The organism is Paraburkholderia sp. SECH4, assembly GCF_030511745.1.
GTDB lineage: Bacteria > Pseudomonadota > Gammaproteobacteria > Burkholderiales > Burkholderiaceae > Paraburkholderia > Paraburkholderia madseniana.
The window spans coordinates 180481-198975 of sequence record NZ_JALOCP010000004.1; the positions used below are offsets into that span (position 1 = coordinate 180481).

Consider the following 18495-nt stretch of genomic DNA (forward strand, 5'->3'; position numbering starts at 1 on the left):
TGGGATGTTTCACGCGCGCTGCAGGACGCAGCGCGCTTCCTTCAAGACCGTGCAACGCAACTCAGGCGTCGTCATTCCCGGTTTCCGCGGCCGCGGCGCCGCGCGCAGGCGAAGCCGCCACGATCTGCGCGACGCGCACATATTCGGCCACCGGTACATCTTCAGCGCGGCGTTGCAGATCGAAGCCCAGCGCCTCGAAATCCACCGAGTCACGAAACGCGGCCAGCGTATTACGCAACATCTTGCGGCGCTGCGAGAAAGCCGCCGTCACCACTTCGCCGAGCACACGCTCGTCCACGGCCGGCAGTTCATGCAGTTCGTACGGGATCATCCGCACGATCGCCGAATCGACCTTCGGCGGCGGGTTGAATGCATCAGGCGGCACGTCGAGTTGCTTGTCGATCACGTAGCGGTATTGCAGCATCACCGAGAGGCGGCTGAACGCCTTGGTGCCCGGTTCCGCCACCATCCGCTCGACGACTTCGTTCTGCAGCATGAAGTGCTGATCGATCACGCGATGCGCGAATGCGGTCAGATGAAACAGCAGCGGGCTCGAAATGTTGTACGGCAGATTGCCGACAATACGCAGCGACGCCTTCTCGCCAGGTGCGGCCAGCGTGCCGAAGTCGAACGCGAGTGCATCGCCCGCATGCAGCTCGAGCAGGTCGCCGAATTTTGTCTTGAGGCGGCCGATCAGATCGCGATCCAGCTCGACGGCGTGCAACGGCGCTTCGGGCGTCGCCAGACGCTCGATCAGCGGCTCGGTGAGCGCGCCGAGCCCCGGCCCAATCTCGACCATGCGCTCGCCGCGCTGCGGCCGGATCACGTCGACGATCGAATCGATCACGCCCATATCGACCAGAAAATTCTGTCCGAAACGCTTGCGCGCGATATGGCCTTGGTGCCGGCCCGGTTGCTGTCTGCTGGTGGACATCGAAGAAACGCTAAAAAAAGAACTGCCTAAGAATTGGAACAAACCAGGAATACACGCAACGAATGCGCAACGATCGCGCAAACGTCAAGCACCCGGAAGACCCTGGGAAGCGCGGACGAAACCGCGCCGCGATCGCTGGCTCAGCCCGCGCGGCGGTGTTGTGCCATCGAAACCGCCGTATCGATCGCGGCGATCAGACTGCCCGAGTCGGCACGGCCGGTGCCGGCCAGATCGAGCGCGGTGCCGTGATCGACCGAAGTGCGGATGATCGGCAAGCCGAGCGTGATGTTGATGCCTTCGCCAAACGTTGCGTACTTCAACACCGGCAGGCCCTGGTCGTGGAACATCGCCAGCACGCAGTCGGCCTGCTCCAGATAACGCGGCTGGAACAAGGTGTCCGCCGGATAGGGGCCAGGCGCGTCGATGCCCTGCTCGTTCGCGAGCTTCAGAGCGGGAGAAATCACCTCGATTTCCTCGCGGCCCAGATAACCGTTTTCGCCCGCATGCGGGTTCAACCCCGTCACGAGGATGCGCGGCGCAGGCAGACCAAAGTGGTGGCGCAGATCGTGATCGACGATGCGCAGCGTCTCGACGATACCTTCGATCGTCAGCGCGGCGGACACGTCTTTGAGTGGCAGATGCGTGGTAGCGAGGGCAACGCGCAACGGACGCTTGCCGGTGCCGGCCAGCATCATCACCACGCGCGGCGTGTGCGTACGTTCGGCGAGATATTCCGTGTGGCCGGTGAACGGCACACCGGCATCGTTGATGGTGCTTTTTTGCAGCGGCGCTGTAACGATGGCGTCGAACGTGCCGGCCATGGCGCCATCGATCGCGCTGTCGAGCAGATCGAGCACGTAGCGGCCGTTGGCGGCGTCCAGCTTGCCGGCCAGCGAGGGTGCGCCGAGCGGCCGATGCTGCACCCGCACGCGCTTGCCGTCCGCCACCAGAAGAGCCCAATCGACACCTACCGCACGCGCGCGGTCAGCCAGCAAATCCGCATCGCCCAGCACGGTGAACTCCGCACCGGGCCAATGCGTCGCCGCGCCCGCCAGCGCCTGCGCGGTCAGCTCGGGACCGACGCCGGCAGGCTCGCCGGTCGTGATCGCGATCTGCAACGGAAGGCTGGTGGACTGCGCGGCGGTTGTCATGACGTTTATTGCGTGCTCGTCAGCTGCGGCTTCACTTCCACATAGGCGGTGTCGCGCAGTTCGCGCAACCAGTCGGCGTAGGCCTGTTCCGCCTTGCGCTGGCCGATTGCCTGACGCGCCAGATCCATCTGCTGCGAAACCGAGCCTTCCGATTCGCGACGGCTCAGCACCTGAATCAGGTGATAGCCGTATTCGCTGCGCACCGGGTCGCTGATCTGACCGTCCTGCAGGTTGTTCATGGCGCGCTCGAATTCCGGCACCGTCTCGCCCGGGCTGATCCAGCCGAGGTCGCCGCCTTGCGACGACGAACCGTCTTGCGAGTAGGTGTGGGCGAACTTCGCGAAGTCGCCGCCTGCGGCGATCTGGTTCTTGATTTCGAGCAGCTTCTGACGCGCTTGCGGCTCGGACATGCCGTCGCCGACGCGCAGCAGAATGTGGCGAACGTGCGTCTGTACGAGCTTCGGTGCGTCGGAGCTGGCACCCTGGCCCGTGCGACGATCGACGAGGCGCACGATTTCGAAGCCGTCGTTGGTACGGATCAGATCCGGGCTGACCTCGCCCGGACGCAGCGCCGAGGCGGCCTTGACGAACTCAGGCGGCAGCTTGGACGGCGTCACGAAACCCGTATCGCCGCCTTTCGACGCGTCCGGCGCTTGCGAATTCGACTTCGCCAGCTTTTCGAAGTTGCCGCCACCCTTGGCTTCGGTGAGCAGGGCCTGAGCCTTTTTCTGCGCGGCTTCGATGTCGGTTTCCGAGGCGTTCAGCGGCGCCTTCACGAAGATGTGCTGAAGGTGCAGATCGCTCGTCAGACCGGCGTTCGGTCCGCGCTGGCTGGCGATGTAGTTCGCGACCTCGGCGTCCGACACCGTGACCTTGCTGTCCACTTCCTTCTCACGCAGACGCGAGAGCGTGAGTTCGGTGCGTGCGTCGCTCGTGAAAGTGGCCCAAGGCACGCCTTGCGCCTCGATACGGGCACGGTAGGTGTCGAGTGTCAGGTTGTTCGCCTGCGCGAGCCGCTCGAGCGTTTTTTGCACAGCGGCGTCGTCGATGTTGATGCCGTCTTCTTTCGCCTTCTGCAACTGGATGCGTTCCAGCACCATCTGGTTGAGCACCTGCTGGCGCAACTGGTCCATCGGCGGGACCGGCGCGTTCTGCTGGTTCAGCCGGCGGGTGATCAGGCCGATGCGGTCGTCGAGCTCGCGCCGCGTGATGACACCGTTGTTGACCACTGCGGCGATGGTATCGACCGTCCGGCCGCTATTGCCGGACAGCGCCTGCGCCTGAACCGGCGCAACCGACAGGAAAGACGCCGCGGCGACAAGACCGGCCGCAAGCGTTGCCAAGCGAAGCTTTTTCATGATTGCCACAGATACTCCAATGATGTCGGGCGCGCCTGGCCCGTCTTTTCGCATTCTATAAATGATCGGGCGAGCGTCATTCGTAATTGGTGAAACGCGCTTCCGGCGGCGGCGGCGGGGGCAACGGCGTATAGCCCGCCACGCTGCTGCGGAACGCGGAAATCAGCCCGTTGTCGACGCTCGACAAGCCCTTGAACGTCAACTGCGCGAGAAACCGCGTGCTCGACTGATTCTGCCCCGACGTATTCAGACCGTTCGCATAACGCTGGATCCCGGCGCCGAGCGTCCAGCAGTCGGCGTCGTATTGCAGGCCGACCAGACCGTCGACGATCCGGTGCCCGCCCAGGTCGTAATTGAAACGGCCTACCCCGTACACACGGTGCGTCAGCGGCCACTGCCCCGAAATCAGCACCTGGTTGATCGGCTGGTTGTCCAGCGTGGTGTTCGCGCGGGTGTAGCGATACGCGACATTGATCACCTTGCCGCTGGCCGGACTGAACCCGAAGCCGATGCTCGTCTTCGTCAACTGGTTGTTGTCGGCATTATATTGGAACGCCGTTTCCGAAGCGAAACCGGCCCCGAGCTTGAGCGACGCACCCGCGATCAGGTCCGAATGCGTGGCCTGCGTGCTGGTCTGCGTAGGCAGCAGCGTGACGCGCTGGTCCCGAAAGTAATACTGCTGCGCGATCACGAAACGCGCGCGTTCGTCGCCCGTGGCCGGGTTGATGAAGCGCGTGGTAAGCGCCGCGGTCAGACGGTTCGCGTCGGCGATCCGGTCGTTACCGACGAACGTGTTCGGCGTGAAGATTTCCGCCAGTCCGAAGTCGGAGTCGGCCGTATCGAACAGCGGCGCGTTTTCCTGGTTGCGGTACGGCGTGTAGACGTAGTAGAGCCGCGGCTCCAGCGTCTGGATGTAATCCTCGCCGAAGATCCGCACCGAACGGTCGAAAATCAGCCCGGTGTCGAAGGAGAGCGTCGGGATCGACTCGGTGAAATTCTTCGGCGTACCGGGTGTGGCGATATTGTTCAGGTTGTACGACGCAAAGTGCCACTGCACCTTCGGCGTAACGAAGTAACCCGGCCCGACCACCGAATACGACAGGTATGGGTTGAACATCACCCGCTGGCCCTGGGTCGTGTCCGCGGTGGTGATGCGGAAATTCGTGTAGTCGGCTTCCGCGCCGTAGTCGAAGCCGCCGACGTTGTACTTCGCGTACTTCACGTTCAACTGCGGCTCGCGGCCGTACGGCGCAGTGGAAGGCGTCAGCGTCTGCCAGTGCTGTTCACGGGCGAGCACCGACCACGGGCCGTTGTTATAGGTCACCCCGGCTTCCTGTTGATACAGAAGCTGGGTGCCGTTCTGGAACTGACTGACCGACGACGACAGGTCTTCCGGATACGTGTTGTCCGAAACCTTGTTGTAGTAGATGTAACCGCCGAACCCGTTGCCGAAGTTCTGGTTGTGCTGGATGTACAGCGCGTAGCGATTGGTCTTCGTCAGTCGGTCGTTCGGCAGGTATTCACCGGTGATCGAGCCCGAATAGGTGGGCGACAGATAACGGAAGGTCGACTGCAACTGCACGCCGCGCTTCGAGATCAGCCGCGGCGTCACTGTCAGGTCGCGATTCGGCGCAATGTTGAAGTAGTACGGTACCGACAGTTCGAAGCCGTTCGACGAACTGATCGAGAACGTGGGCGGCAGAATGCCGCTGCGCCGATCGCCCGACAACGGGAACGACAGCCACGGCGAAGCGAATACCGGCACGCCCTGGAAGAACAGCACGCTGTTGTACGCGACGCCTTCGTCCGCGCCGGTGTCGAAATCGAACTCGCTGCCCTTGAGATACCAGCCTGGATTGTCCGTGCACGAGCAAGCCGTGTACGTGCCCTTCGTAAACACCGAGCGCTCGCTGTCGAGCAGATCGACGCGCTCTGCGCTGCCCGAGCCCCCCGTCACATTGAAGTGGTACTTCGGCGCGGACATGAAGCCTTCACTCGAGTCCACCCGCATATGCGCTTCCGGGCCGGCGAACGTGGCGCCGTTGTTGTTCAGGTGAACCTGGCCGTATGCGTCGGCCATGTCCGTGTCCTGATCGTAGTGCAGCGCGTCGGCCTTGATCACGAAGGTATTGCGCCGCACCTCGGCCGAGCCTTTCGCGGCCATGTCCTGGTCGGTGGTGCCGCTCGTCGTGTCGCCGAGCACGAAGGTGGCCGCCTTCTGGCCTTCCGGCAATGGATGTTCTTCGAGCTGCGGGGCGAGCTGCATGCCCCATGGCGCGTCGATAGGCTGCGGCTGCGCGGCCTCCCCCACCAACTGGGCGTGCGCAAGCGCGGGCATCAGGCCCGGAACGGCGATCAACGCCGCGACGAGCCGCCTTTTGCGCGGCACTACAGCACAAGAGGGAGTCGTTTGGGAAAGCTGTCTAGGCGGCATGTATCGTTTGGCGAATCGGCCCGTCCGTCAGCTTTTGTAGTCACGATCCACCGCCTGCACATCCCGACCGTGACAGTCGGCTGCACATCAATATTTACAATCTGTCGAACGATGAGGCGGGCGGTAAAGCGGAACACGCGAAAGCTGGCGTGAGTCGCGTCAAAAAAGTCGTGGGGTATTATATGGCAAGACGTTGCCCCTCTGAATTTGCCGCCGGTTTTCATGACGCTGCCCCCTGCCAAAAACGCTACCCAAGATTCCTCCGACAGCCGCCTTGAACTGCTCAAGGCCTGGCTGAACGCCCACGCAGCGCGCTATGCGCTCGATCTCGACACGCTTGCGCCGGCTTCGTCCGACGCCAGTTTTCGCCGCTATTTCCGGCTTGCCGGTAAGGCGGCGGAAGGCGAAAGCGCCGGCACCCTGATCGCCGTCGATGCCCCGCCGCCCGAAAAGTGCCGCGAATTTGTGCAAATCGCACAATTGCTCGAGGCCGCCAACGTGCATGTGCCGCGCGTGCTGGAGGTCGATTTCGACGCCGGCTTCATGCTCGTCACCGATCTGGGCACCGATTCGTACCTCGGCGCGCTCACCGGGGCGCAAAGCGGCGATGACCCGCGCCGTGCCCGCACCTTGATGCGTGACGCGCTCGACGCGCTGATCCGCTGGCAGCTCACCTCGCGCGAAGACGTGCTGCCGCCGTTCGACGAAGCCTTCCTGCGCCGCGAGATGGAGTTGCTGCCTGAGTGGTTCATCGGCCGCCATCTGGGCCGCGAGGTCGACGACAAGACCCGTGCGCTGCTCGATCGCACCTTCGCGCTGCTGATCGCGAGCGCCCGTGCGCAACCGCAGGTGTTCATGCTGCGTGATTTTATGCCGCGCAATCTGATGGTCGCCGCGGCCCCCAACCCGGTGAATCCCGGCGTGCTGGACTTCCAGGACGCGGTGTACGGCCCGATCACTTACGACGTCGCCTCGTTGCTGCGCGATGCCTTCCTCGGCTGGGACGAAGAATTCGAACTGGATTGCTTCGTGTACTACTGGGAGCGCGCGAAAAAAGCCGGCCTGCCGGTCGATCCGGATTTCGGCGAGTTCTACCGCCAGCTCGAATGGATGGGCCTGCAACGGCACATCAAGGTGCTGGGGCTGTTCTGCCGGATCAACTACCGTGACAGCAAACCGCATTACATGAAGGATCTGCCGCGTTTCATCGGCCATGCCCGCAAGGTCGCGGAACGCTATGCGCCGCTGCGTCCGTTCGCCAAGCTGCTCGACGAGCTCGAAGGCCGCGCGAATGAAGTCGGCTACACGTTCTGACCGATGACGATGTCTCTGAAGAAAGCGATGATTTTCGCCGCCGGGCGCGGCGAGCGCATGCGTCCGTTGACCGACACGTGCCCGAAGCCTTTGCTCGTAGTGGGCGGCAAGCCGTTGATCGTGTGGCAGATCGAACGCCTCGCGCGCGCCGGTTTTCAAACCATTGTGATCAATCACGCGTGGCTCGGCGAGCAGATCGAGGCCGCGCTCGGCGACGGTTCGCGCTGGGGCGTGCAATTGCGTTATTCGGCCGAGCATGAAGCATTGGAAACTGCCGGAGGGGTCGTGCAGGCGTTGCCGCTGCTCGAAGATGACGGAGCTAGCGAAGTGTTCGTCGCGGTAAGCGGTGACGTATACGCGGATTTCGATTACGCCGCGCTGAATGCTCGCGCTGAGACGCTGGCGGCGTTGCGCGAACCCGGCATGCATCTGGTGATGGTGCCGAACCCGGCGTTTCATCCGAACGGCGACTTTGGTCTGGTCGACGGCGTGCTGTCGCTCGAGGCGCAACCGCGCTTCACGTTCGGCAATATCGGTCTGTACGACACGCGCATGTTTCGCGATCTGCCGCGCGGCACGCGGCGCGCGCTAACGCCTTACTATCGCGAGACGATTGCAAACGGTCTCGCGAGCGGCGAGTTGTATGAAGGCTTGTGGGAAAACGTCGGTACGCCCGCGCAACTGCAGACTTTGGGTCAGCGTGTGAGCGCGCGCTGAGTACAGCAGGGTGTCGAGCGGCACCGTGCGGTATCGTGCGATAACGCGGCGCCAACGCCGCCGCAAGACTCACCGCCCACCATCCCCCGCCCCGATCGTTTCAGCCGACTCCGGCGCCTCCGCAGCACGTTGCTGCTGCAACGCCCACATCTGCGCGAACAACCCGTTCGCATGCAGCAACTCGGCGTGCGTCCCACGCTCGACGATCCGTCCTTTGTCCATCACGATGATCTGCTGCGCGTGCACGACCGTCGAAAGCCGGTGGGCGATGATCAGCGTCGTGCGCTCGCGGGCGATCTGGTCGAGCTCGTGCTGGATCGCGCGCTCCGAACGCGAATCGAGCGCCGACGTCGCCTCGTCGAACAGCAGGATCGGCGGATTCTTGAGGATGGTCCGCGCAATCGCCACACGCTGCTTCTCTCCGCCGGACAACTTCAGGCCACGCTCGCCGACCGGCGTCTCGTACCCCTTCGGCAGCCCTTCGATGAAGTCGTGAATATGCGCCGCGCGCGCCGCCGCGATCACTTCCTCGCGCGTGGCCGACGGACGTCCGTAAGCGATGTTGTAGTAGATCGAATCGTTGAACAGCACCGTATCCTGCGGCACGATGCCGATCGAAGCACGCAGCGAATCCTGCGTGACATCGCGAATATCCTGACCGTCGATGGTGATCGCGCCGCCCGTCGCGCGGTCCAGATCGTAGAAGCGGAACATCAGCCGCGCGAGCGTCGATTTGCCCGAACCGCTATGGCCGACCACCGCCGTGGTGCCGCCCGCCGGAATCGTGAAGCTGACGTCGTGCAGAATCTGCCGCGCCGGCTCATACGAGAAGTTCACATGCTCGAAGCGCACCTGCGCACCGCTCACCCGCAGCTCGGGTGCGTCAGGCACATCGGGCACTTCCTGGGCCGCGCCAAGCAGCGTGAACATGCGATCCATGTCGGTAAGGCTTTGCTTCAATTCCCGATATACGACGCCGAGAAAATTCAGCGGAATATAGAGCTGCAACATGAAGGTGTTGATCAGCACCAGATCGCCGAGCGTGAGGCGCCCGGCCATCACGCCTTCGGTCGCGCGCCACAGAATGAACACGAGCCCCGTGCCGATGATCGCCTGCTGCCCGAAGTTCAGCGCCGACAAGGAGCGTTGCGATTTGATCGCTGCCGTGCGATAGCGTTTGAGGTTTTCGTCGTAACGGTGTGCTTCCCACTCTTCATTGCCGAAGTACTTCACTGTCTCGTAGTTGAGCAGCGAATCGATCGCGCGCGAATTCGCCTTTGAATCGAGGTCGTTCATCGTGCGGCGAAAATGCGTACGCCATTCGGTGACTTTCACGGTGAACGTGATGTACACGGCGAGCGCAATGAACGTGACGATCGCGTAATACGCCTCGTATTTGACGACGAAAAAACCCAGCACGAGGCCGACTTCGACCAGTGTCGGCAAGATGCTGTACAGCGAATACGAAATCAGTTGCGTGATGCCGCGTGTGCCGCGTTCGATATCGCGCGACATGCCGCCCGTCTGCCGATCGAGATGGAACCGCAAAGACAGTGCATGCAAGTGGCGGAACACTTTCAGCGCGAGTTGCCGCACCGCGCTTTCGGTCACCTTCGAAAACAGGATTTCGCGCAGTTCGGTGAAGAGCGAAGTGGACAACCTCACCACCGCATAGGCGACCACCAGCAAACCGACGCCGCCCAGCAGCACGATGGCCGGCGAATCGTGCGCGCGGCCGAGCGCGGTGAGATGCTGCACCGACGCGAGGCTGTCGACGATCCGTTTCATCACGATCGGCACGCCGAGATTGGCGACCTTCGCGCCGATCAGGCAGCTCAGCGCGAAGCCGACGCGCCATTTATAGGTGGCGAGGTAGGGCAGCAGCGACAGGATCGTTTGCCAGTCGTTGCGTGGCTGGGTCGAGATCGGGGAAGGTTCGGACGAGGGCGTACGGCGCATGGGATCGGCTGGGGAGAGTGTGGAAGCGACGGAGTTCGCAGCGGCGCGCCGACCGGCAGCGTGCCAACCTGGCATCCTGCTTTATGTCGCGCGACCCGGCTGGGCGCTTTCCCGTACAATTCCTGATCTTTCTATTGTCGCAGAAGCTGGCTGGCGCCGCTTTTCATCCCCATGACCGATCTCCTTCAACTTCCGCAAAAGCATTGCGCGCTGCGCGTCGTACCGCAACCGTCGGACGCGAATGTCCACGGCGACGTGTTCGGTGGCTGGATCATGGCGCAAGTGGATATCGCCGGTTCGATTCCGGCAAGCCGCCGCGCCAACGGGCGGGTGGCGACCATCGCGGTCAATTCGTTTGTCTTCAAGCAGCCGGTGTTCGTCGGCGATCTGCTGAGCTTCTACGCGGATATCGTCAAGACGGGCACCACGTCGGTGACGGTGGCGGTCGAGGTTTACGCGCAGCGCATGAGCCTGACCGAAGACCTCGTGAAAGTGACCGAGGCGACCCTGACCTACGTCGCGACCGACAGCGACCGGCGCCCGCGCGCGTTGCCGGTGCTGGATTGAGCGGCAGACTTTGAACGAAAAAAGAGGCGCTTGGGCGCCTCTTTTAGCTTCATACGTCGTACTTTGCCAGGATCCCCAGCACAAGCACGACCGGACCGGCAACCTCCATCCGGCCCGCAGCCGCTTACTGGCTCGCCGCCGCGGCGGCCGCCGCCTTCTTCTGCGCGTTCTGGAGATCCGTCGGATAGTTCGGATCGTTGCGCGCCGGGTTATACCCGTTGCTTTCCAGTTGCTTCAACTCGGCATTTTTCTTCGCCCGCGCCTGCTTGCGGGCAGCCTTACGTTGCGCCTTGGCGGCTGCCTTGGACGCGGCCGATGGCGTGGCGGCAGCGGCTTCATCGGCCGCCGGAGCACTACCGCCGCTTTGCGCGAACGCCGGTGCAACCGAAGCCACACTCAGTACAACCGATGCGAACAGCACAGCCCATTTCTTTGCAGGTGAAGACGTCATTTTTCTCTCCAGTCGGATTGGCAGATATTCGACGGCGAAGCGCCCATGACCCAGGTGCGAGCAGCGAAAACCGGGCGCAACGCCACGTGAATCGATGCTTTGTGGTTCCCAGCGAAGTCAGAGATGGGAATCCCGAATATATACGACTGACCCTCGCGCGCAAACCGGTAATCCCCCGCGAGCGGCAACCTGCACGCGCCAATCGGCACCGAATCTCACCCGCCGCTACGCAAATAGACGTCGACCTGCGCTTCGATCCACTGCGCAAAATGCGCCTGCTTCGCGTTCAGGATTTCGCGTTGCTGCCACACCAGCCAGTACGGGTACCGGTACGGCACGCGGATATCGGTGATCTGTACCAGATCGCCGCGCGCCAACGCATGCGCGACCAGACTGCGCCGTTCGAGCGCGATGCCCTGCCCCAGCAAAACCGCGCCCAGCACGATGTTCGAATCGTTTGCAGACAGCACGACCGCCTCGGCGGCCGGCTCCGCCACCTGCGCCGCCTGGCACCAGTCGGCCCACGGCGTGTTGGGGCTGGAGATCAACGGACACGCGATCACGTCCTCGGCGGTGACGGGAAGGCGGCCACCCGGCGCGAGCGTGAAGTGCGGCGCCGCGACTACCAGCACTTCGTCGTCGAACAGTTTCTGCTGCGCAACGTCGGGCCAATGCCCTTGCCCCATGCGAATGCCGATGTCGCTCACGCCCTGGCGCAAATCCTCGACCTGCAGACTCGTCAGCAGACGGATTCGATAGTACGGATGTGTCTCGCGGAAACTCGCGAGACGCGGCACGAGCCAATGCTGCGCAAACGACGGCACGGTCGCGATGACCAGCTCGCTTTCGTGTGGGCGCGCCTGCGCGCGGCGCGTCGCCCGCGTAATGTCGCGCAACGCCGACCGTATTTCCAGCGCGTAGAGCCGGCCTTCCTCAGTAGGCCGCAGGCCGCGCGCTTCGCGCACGAACAGCGCAACGCCCATCGAATCTTCCAGCACCTTGATCTGCTGGCTCACCGCAGAGTGCGTGACATGCAATTCGCGCGCGGCCTGAGTCACACCGCCCAGGCGGGCGACGGCTTCGAAGCAGCGCAGAGCAGTGAGGGGCGGGATCGGCTTCATGTAAGAAATTCTGACGTAAACCGTCGATTAATGTCGCTTTTTTTGACTTGCCGAGCGCTTTAATCTATTAGTCTGATGCATCACAAGTACCGTCTGGCAAGCGAACAGCCGGCTCTTCGCCCGCTCAGGCCAACCATATAGATCTTCTAACGGAAATGAGATGAAACTGATCGGAATGCTGGATTCGCCCTACGTGCGCCGCGTCGCTATCTGCATGAAGTTGCTGAAGCTCGACTTCGAGCACCAGTCGATTTCCGTGTTCAGCACGTATGAAGCGTTCGCGAAGATCAACCCGGTTGTGAAAGCGCCCACACTGATCCTCGACAACGGTCAGAGCGTGATGGACTCGACGGTGATCCTGCAGTATCTCGCCACGCTCGCCGCGCCGGATCAGCGGATCTTCCCGTCACAGCCGGAGCACTGCCTGCGCGCCGCGCGCCTAACGGGTCTGGCGCTCGCCGCTTGTGAAAAGACCGTGCAGATCGTCTACGAACGCAATCTGCGTCCGGAGGAGAAACAGCATGAGCCGTGGGTCGCCCGCGTGACCGAGCAATTGCATGCCGCTTACCGCGAACTCGAAGAGGACCTCGCGGCGGCGCCGCTGCCGATCGAGCCAGGCCATTTCGGCGCGGCGGACGTGGCGGTGGCCGTCGCGTGGAATTTCACGCAAATGTACTTTTCGGAGATCGTCACCAAGGCGGCACATCCGCGCTTGCAGGCATTTTCCAAGGTAGCCGAACAACTACCGGTATTCATCGATACGCCTGCCGTCTGAGGCACGCGCAGCGGGGAGCGGAACGCCGAACTACACCGTCTCCGCTTCGCGCCCCACTCCCCCCTGAAACAACGCCGAAATCGCCTCCGTCGACAGCGGCTTCGCGAAGTAGAAGCCCTGCATCTCGTCGCACGCACGTTCCTTCAGAAAGTCGAGTTGCGCCGACGTCTCCACGCCTTCCGCGATCACCTGCAATTTCAGCGAATGCGCGAGCGCGATGATCGCCGAGGTGATCGTTTCATCGTCGCCCGACACGCCGATATCCGACACGAACGAGCGGTCGATCTTCAACCGGTCCACCGGGAAGCGCTTCAGATAGCTGAGACTCGAATAGCCGGTGCCGAAGTCGTCGATGGCGAGGCCGATGCCGAGCGCGTGCAGCTCGTTGAGCATCAACACCGCCTCCTCGGCATTGCGCATGATGGTGCTTTCGGTGAGCTCGAGTTCAAGATACTGCGGTTCGAGCCCCGTCTCGGCGAGCACCTGCATGACGAGCTTCGCGATATCGCGCTGCTGAAAAACGCGCGCCGACAGATTCACCGACACCCGCGCCGGCGGCAATCCTTCGTCCTGCCAGGCCTTGTTCTGGCGGCACGCCTCGCGCAAGACCCATTCCGACAGCGGCCCGATCAGCCCGCTCTCTTCTGCCACCGGAATGAACAACGACGGCAGCACCAAGCCGACTTCCGGATCGCGCCAGCGCACCAGCGCCTCGGTGCCGACGATCTGCCCGCTCACGATATCCACCTGCGGCTGGTAGTGCAGCAGGAATTCGTTGTCACGCAAGGCGCGGCGCAAGCGCCGTTCGAGATTCATGCGCGCGCCGGCGCTCGCATTCATTTCCGGCTGATAGAACTGGAACGTATTGCGGCCCATGTCCTTCGCGCGATACATCGCGAGGTCGGCCTTTTTCATCAGCGTTTCCGCGTCTTCGCCGTCCTGCGGGAAGAGGCTCGCGCCCATGCTGCAGCCGACATACAACTCGGTGCCGTCGAGCCAGACCGGTTCGGAGATCGATGCGCGCACCCGCTCCATCCATGCGATCAACGACTGCTCGTCGACGGTATCGGTCATCACGATCACGAACTCGTCGCCGCCGTGCCGCGCGACCGTGTCGCTGGTCCGCGTGCAACGGGCGAGCCGTTCGGCGACCACGCTCAGCAAGCGGTCGCCGACGCTATGGCCGAGGCTGTCGTTGACGTTCTTGAAGCCGTCCAGATCGATGAACACGACAGCGACGCCCTTGTGATGCCGCTGCGCCACGATCAACGCATGCTGCAGACGATCGCGCAGCAGGTTGCGGTTCGGCAGCCGCGTGAGACTGTCGTAGTTGGCCTGATATTCAAGCTGTTCCTGATAGCGGATCAGATCCGTCACATCATTGATCACGCCGATGTGGTGCGTAATCACGCCCTCCGCATTCGGCACGGGCGCAATGAACAGTTGATTCCAGAACAGCGCGCCGTCCTTGCGATAGTTGCGCACCACGGCGCTCACCTCGCGATTCGCGGCGAGCGCCTGGCGGATCAAGGCGACGCCTTCCTGGTCGCGGTCGTCGCGCTGCAGCACACGGCAATCGTGACCGATCACTTCGGCGGGATCGTAGCCGGTGATCCGCATGAACGCGGGGTTCACGTATTCGATCAGATTGCCCGACGGCGACGGCGCGGTAATCAGAATCGCGTTGACGCTCGCATCGAGCGCGCGGCTTTGCAGACGCAAAGCCAGATCGGCGCGCTTGCGCTCGGTGATGTCCGTGTACGAACCGAGTACGCCGATCACGCGGCCGTCGCCGTCGGTGAACGGCAGCTTGCTCGTGACCGTGGTGCGGTGCACGCCGTCGATCACCAGGTCGACCTCGAAACTCATCTTCGGCACGCCGGTGGTCACCACCTCCTTGTCGTGCTCGTTCAGCAGGTCGGCGAAGGCGCGCCACGGCATGTCGCTGTCGCTCTTGCCCACCACCTGCTCGGGGTAAGAAAGCCCCGCATCGCGCGCAAACGCCATATTGCAGCCGAGATAACGCGACTCGTGATCCTTCCAGAAAATGCGCTGCGGGATGTTGTCCATCACCGTTTCGAGCATCTGGTTCGAACGCTGCGCTTCGGCTTCGGTATTGATCTGTTCGGTGACGTCGTCGGCCAGCACGAAGAAAGCGGCGCGGCCCATGAAGTTGAGTGCGTGATACGAAATGTCAGCGCTGATCGTCGAGCCGTCCTTGCGCCGGTGATGCCAGACACCCGCCATCGTGCGGCCGTGTTGCGCGGTGTCGCTGCGCTGCATGTGCGATTCGAGGCGCGAGATTTCGCCATTCGGCCGGATCGCGCGAATCGTCATGCTGAGGAATTCGCTTTCCGAGTAACCGTATTGCTGAATCGCCGCCGCGTTGACGGCGAGAAAGCGCAAGGTCTCGCGATCGAAAATGTACATCGGCACCGGATGGTCGTCGAACAGGCCACGGAAGCGCTCATCGTTGCGGCCGAGCGCGCGCACCGTGCGCAGTTTCTCCCGCGCACTGCTTTCGCGGGCGCCGAACGTGAAGATCAGAAGCGCGCTGCCGGCCAGCATCGTCACGATCAGCAGAAACATGGCGCGCTGGGTTTCGTTCGCGGAACTCGCGAGCGACGCCTGCAACGCCTCATTCTCCTGTTTGCGCAACGCCGCCAGACCGTCTTCCACACGGCCGAGACCCAGCCCGAGATGCGTATAGGTCGACGCCGCCCAGGCGCGCGACTCGTTTGGCGTGGTGCTGGCGCTCTTCAGGAGCGCATCGTCGATATCGTGTTGCAGCGCGTGACTGTCCGCGCCCAGCCTCGCGAGCGTGTCGAGCATGGCCGGATCGCCGGCGAGCTCTTCGCGCAACTCGCGCTCCAGAGCTGCCAGCGAAGCCGCCATGGCGGCGGCCTCGTTGACAGGCGCGGCCTCGCCCGTTGCTTCGAAACGGCCGAGCGCGGCCAGCCCGCCGTCGAGCGCCGTATGGTAGGCGTCGAGGTTCTGACGCACGCTCATCGAAAGCAGCATGCGCGCGTCGGCGTCGCGCTGGCCGCAAATCTGCGTATAGGCGACGAACGCGTTCGCGCCGACCGCCGCGGCGACGACCGCCAGATTGATCAGCAGCCGCTTCGATAAAAAAGGAGTCATGGGTTCCGAACGTCAATCGTTCTGAGGGCGGGAGCGCGGGGTCGCTTTCGGTGCGTCGGGTCGCACCGAGTCGAGTCTTTTTACGCGCCAACCCATGGATAACGGCAGAGTTCGGAACAGATTGAGGGGGCGAGGAGAAATATTTCGCGGATTGAGCTGGGGCGTCTGGCTGGAGGTGCCTGGGCGGCAGCGGCTGGCCGGACGTCCCTTGGTCTGTACTAACCGGCCGCACCTAGCCGGCCGCACCAAATTCCTTCATTGCGGGGACGAAGTCGTGGTTGCTTTCCGGCTTGCGCGACAATTTGGCGAGTACGTAGCGCTCGAACGGCTCGAGTTCGGCCCACTGAGCGACACGCGGCGTGGGCAGGCCGGCCAGCCCCGCCTGATGCACTACGCCGTCCGGCACGGCATCCGTGCGGCGCCAGGCAGGCGCTTCCTCGGGCGTGAACCACTCCGGCTCGATATTCGCGTGCGTGCGCAACATCTCGAACAGAGCGTGGTCGAAATTCGGCTCGATTTCTGCGTCTTCTTCGACCGGAAATCGCGCCAGCAGCTTGCGGTCTTCGAGCGGCAGCATTTGCCACTGCTCAAGGGTGATGCGCAGCCCGAAGCGATCGAGATTGAAGCGCACCGACATCGGGATGTAGGTGAAATTCTCCGAGGACGCGACTTCGAAGTTGAACAGAAGCGGTGCTTCGTTGAGTCCCATGACAGTATTCCTCTTTGGTGGCGGGCAACGCGCAAGCCCAGCTTGAGGTATTTTAGAACCTTATTCGCGCGATAGCGGCGTGGTCTGGCGCTGCTTCGCGCCGCCGGGCAAGGCTGCAGGCCGTAGAAACGCGCGCAGCATGAAAGGAGTGAAGTCGCTTGAACGAACTGGACACAGACGGGCAGACGGGCGCCGTGGAGCGCCAGGTGCACCGGCATCGCGGCGCAGCGGTCGAAACCGTCACCGATCACGTCGGTCAGGAATGGCCCGTGGCGCTCGTCTTCAATGGCATCTCGCACGCGGTGATGATGTGCACGCCGCGCGATCTGGAAGCGTTCGCGGTCGGTTTCGCGATTTCGGAAGGGATCGTGGAGCGCGGCAGCGACATTCAGGACATCGAGGTCGAGCTGCACGACGATGACGAATTGCCGCACGCCGAAGTGCAATTGACGGTGGTGCAGCAGGCTTTCGTCGCGCTGAAGGAAAAGCGCCGCGCGCTCGCCGGGCGCACCGGCTGCGGCGTATGCGGGATCGAAAGCATCGATCTGCTGGATCTGAAACCGGAACGCGTGCCGGACACCGGCTTTTTGCAGCGGCTTGCGCCGGATGCGATCGCGCGTGCCGCGCGCGAGTTGCCCGAACACCAGGCGCTGACGCGTCTGACCGGCGGCCTGCACGCCGCCGCATGGTGCGATGCGGCAGGCGCGATCCGTTACGCCTTCGAAGACGTCGGCCGTCACAACGCGCTCGACAAGCTGATCGGCCAACTGGTGCTCGACCGCGCGGATACCCGGGAAGGTTTTGTGTTTCTGTCGAGCCGCGCCAGCTATGAGCTGGTGCGCAAGGCGGCGCGTGTCGACGTGCCGATGGTCGCCACGATTTCGGCGCCGTCTTCTCTGGCGATTGCGATTGCCCGTAAAGCGGGCGTACGGCTTGTCAGCTTCTGCCGGGAAACCAGCTACGTCGACTACGATACCTTGCAGCCGACGCAACCTTGAGCGTCTGAAACATTCTCAAGCGCCTGAGGCATTTTCAGGCACCCTCGAGGAGCGCCTGAACGCAGCCGGTCAGTCGAACTGCCGGAAATCCGGCTTGCGCTTCTCGAAGAACGCCTTGAACGCCTCGCGCGCTTCCGGCGCGATCAGCATCTTGGCGAAGTGCACCGCTTCCTCGCTCATCTGCGTTTGCAGTTCATGCTGGCTCGCGCGCTTCATCAGACTCTTCGTCAACCGCAGCGACGACGCCGGCAGCGCCGCCAGCTTCGCCGCTTGCGCGGCTGCAAACGCATCGACTTCAGCCGCGGGCAGCACGCGATTCACGAAACCCATACGGTGCGCTTCGGCAGCGTCGAACGCTTCGCCGAGCAGCAGCTTTTCCGCTGCTGCCTGATAGCCGGCCACGCGCTGCAACAGCAAACTCGACGCCGCTTCCGGACACAGCCCGAGTTGCGTGAACGGCAGCGAAAAGCTCGCCGTATTGGCTGCGTAGACCAGATCGCAATGCAGCAGGAGCGTCGTGCCGATGCCGACTGCCGGCCCCGCCACCGACGCCACCACCGGTTTTTCCGCCGAACTGAGCGCACGCAGGAACTGGAATACCGGCGCGTCTTCGCCGCCTGGCGGCTTCTTCATGAAGTCTTCGAGATCGTTGCCGGCGCTGAAAATGCCGGCGCTGCCGCGAATCAGAATCGCGCGGATCGATGTATCGCCATGCGCTTCGACCAATGCGTCGGACATCGTCTGATACATCGCGGCGGTGATCGCGTTTTTCCTTTCGGGCCGGTTGAAGGCAATCGTCAGCACGCCGTCGGCGCGCTCGACCAGAATATCCATTGTCATCTCCTCGTACTCCTCGCTACTGCTGA

General features: G+C 63.0%; 15 protein-coding genes. 5 read left to right on the top strand and 10 right to left on the bottom strand.

The window, feature by feature from the left end:
- Window positions 1–61: 61 nt before the first annotated feature.
- The 4 genes from rsmA to M0D67_RS08120 all read right to left on the bottom strand — a co-directional run bounded on the left by rsmA (window position 62) and on the right by M0D67_RS08120 (window position 5877).
- Window positions 62–934, bottom strand: coding sequence for a 16S rRNA (adenine(1518)-N(6)/adenine(1519)-N(6))-dimethyltransferase RsmA (gene rsmA, locus M0D67_RS08105; RefSeq protein ID WP_154560539.1), 873 nt, complete (start codon window positions 932–934; stop codon window positions 62–64).
- A gap of 140 nt (window positions 935–1074) precedes the next feature.
- Window positions 1075–2085 carry a 4-hydroxythreonine-4-phosphate dehydrogenase PdxA gene (pdxA, locus tag M0D67_RS08110; RefSeq protein ID WP_154560538.1) on the bottom strand — a complete coding sequence of 337 codons (1011 nt, stop codon included), beginning with the start codon at window positions 2083–2085 and terminating at the stop codon, window positions 1075–1077.
- 5 nt (window positions 2086–2090) lie between these two features.
- Window positions 2091–3452, bottom strand: a complete 1362-nt coding sequence (locus tag M0D67_RS08115) for a peptidylprolyl isomerase (protein ID WP_174825289.1) — start codon at window positions 3450–3452, stop codon at window positions 2091–2093.
- Between the two features lie 67 nt (window positions 3453–3519).
- Complete coding sequence (locus M0D67_RS08120) at window positions 3520–5877, bottom strand: LPS-assembly protein LptD (protein ID WP_154560536.1); 2358 nt, start codon at window positions 5875–5877, stop codon at window positions 3520–3522.
- Between the two features lie 222 nt (window positions 5878–6099).
- On the opposite strand from M0D67_RS08120, the gene M0D67_RS08125 reads away from it, so the two are divergent.
- Window positions 6100–7191: an aminoglycoside phosphotransferase family protein gene (locus M0D67_RS08125; RefSeq protein ID WP_154560535.1), complete on the top strand. Its 1092-nt coding sequence runs from the start codon at window positions 6100–6102 to the stop codon at window positions 7189–7191.
- Window positions 7192–7194: 3 nt separating this feature from the next.
- On the top strand, window positions 7195–7908 hold the full coding sequence (gene murU / locus M0D67_RS08130; RefSeq protein WP_154560534.1) for an N-acetylmuramate alpha-1-phosphate uridylyltransferase MurU: 714 nt from the start codon (window positions 7195–7197) through the stop codon (window positions 7906–7908).
- A 69-nt stretch (window positions 7909–7977) separates the two neighbouring features.
- On the opposite strand, the gene M0D67_RS08135 is transcribed toward murU, so the two are convergent.
- Window positions 7978–9867: an ABC transporter ATP-binding protein/permease gene (locus tag M0D67_RS08135; RefSeq protein WP_154560533.1), complete on the bottom strand. Its 1890-nt coding sequence runs from the start codon at window positions 9865–9867 to the stop codon at window positions 7978–7980.
- A 171-nt stretch (window positions 9868–10038) separates the two neighbouring features.
- Here M0D67_RS08135 and M0D67_RS08140 point away from each other — a divergent pair, with 171 nt between their 5' ends.
- A complete protein-coding gene (locus tag M0D67_RS08140) occupies window positions 10039–10434 on the top strand; it encodes an acyl-CoA thioesterase (protein ID WP_154560532.1) in 396 nt (131 codons plus the stop codon).
- Between the two features lie 124 nt (window positions 10435–10558).
- Here M0D67_RS08140 and M0D67_RS08145 read toward each other — a convergent pair whose 3' ends face one another.
- Together M0D67_RS08145 and M0D67_RS08150 are read right to left on the bottom strand one after the other, a co-directional pair.
- The gene (locus M0D67_RS08145; RefSeq protein ID WP_154560531.1) at window positions 10559–10885 is read right to left on the bottom strand and encodes a DUF4148 domain-containing protein; all 327 of its coding nucleotides are present in this window, start codon (window positions 10883–10885) and stop codon (window positions 10559–10561) included.
- A 215-nt stretch (window positions 10886–11100) separates the two neighbouring features.
- A complete protein-coding gene (locus M0D67_RS08150; protein WP_266238481.1) occupies window positions 11101–12006 on the bottom strand; it encodes a LysR substrate-binding domain-containing protein in 906 nt (301 codons plus the stop codon).
- A 160-nt stretch (window positions 12007–12166) separates the two neighbouring features.
- Between M0D67_RS08150 and M0D67_RS08155 the strand changes: the two genes are divergently transcribed.
- Window positions 12167–12781 carry a glutathione S-transferase family protein gene (locus M0D67_RS08155; RefSeq protein WP_154560529.1) on the top strand — a complete coding sequence of 205 codons (615 nt, stop codon included), beginning with the start codon at window positions 12167–12169 and terminating at the stop codon, window positions 12779–12781.
- 30 nt (window positions 12782–12811) lie between these two features.
- On the opposite strand, the gene M0D67_RS08160 is transcribed toward M0D67_RS08155, so the two are convergent.
- Entirely contained in the window at window positions 12812–15922 is a 3111-nt protein-coding gene (locus M0D67_RS08160; protein ID WP_154560528.1) for an EAL domain-containing protein, read from the bottom strand.
- Between the two features lie 232 nt (window positions 15923–16154).
- A complete protein-coding gene (locus M0D67_RS08165; RefSeq protein ID WP_154560527.1) occupies window positions 16155–16631 on the bottom strand; it encodes a nitrate reductase associated protein in 477 nt (158 codons plus the stop codon).
- A 158-nt stretch (window positions 16632–16789) separates the two neighbouring features.
- Here M0D67_RS08165 and fdhD point away from each other — a divergent pair, with 158 nt between their 5' ends.
- Window positions 16790–17629, top strand: a complete 840-nt coding sequence (gene fdhD / locus M0D67_RS08170) for a formate dehydrogenase accessory sulfurtransferase FdhD (RefSeq protein WP_154560526.1) — start codon at window positions 16790–16792, stop codon at window positions 17627–17629.
- 69 nt (window positions 17630–17698) lie between these two features.
- Here fdhD and M0D67_RS08175 read toward each other — a convergent pair whose 3' ends face one another.
- Complete coding sequence (locus tag M0D67_RS08175) at window positions 17699–18469, bottom strand: enoyl-CoA hydratase (protein WP_154560525.1); 771 nt, start codon at window positions 18467–18469, stop codon at window positions 17699–17701.
- Window positions 18470–18495: the final 26 nt, after the last annotated feature.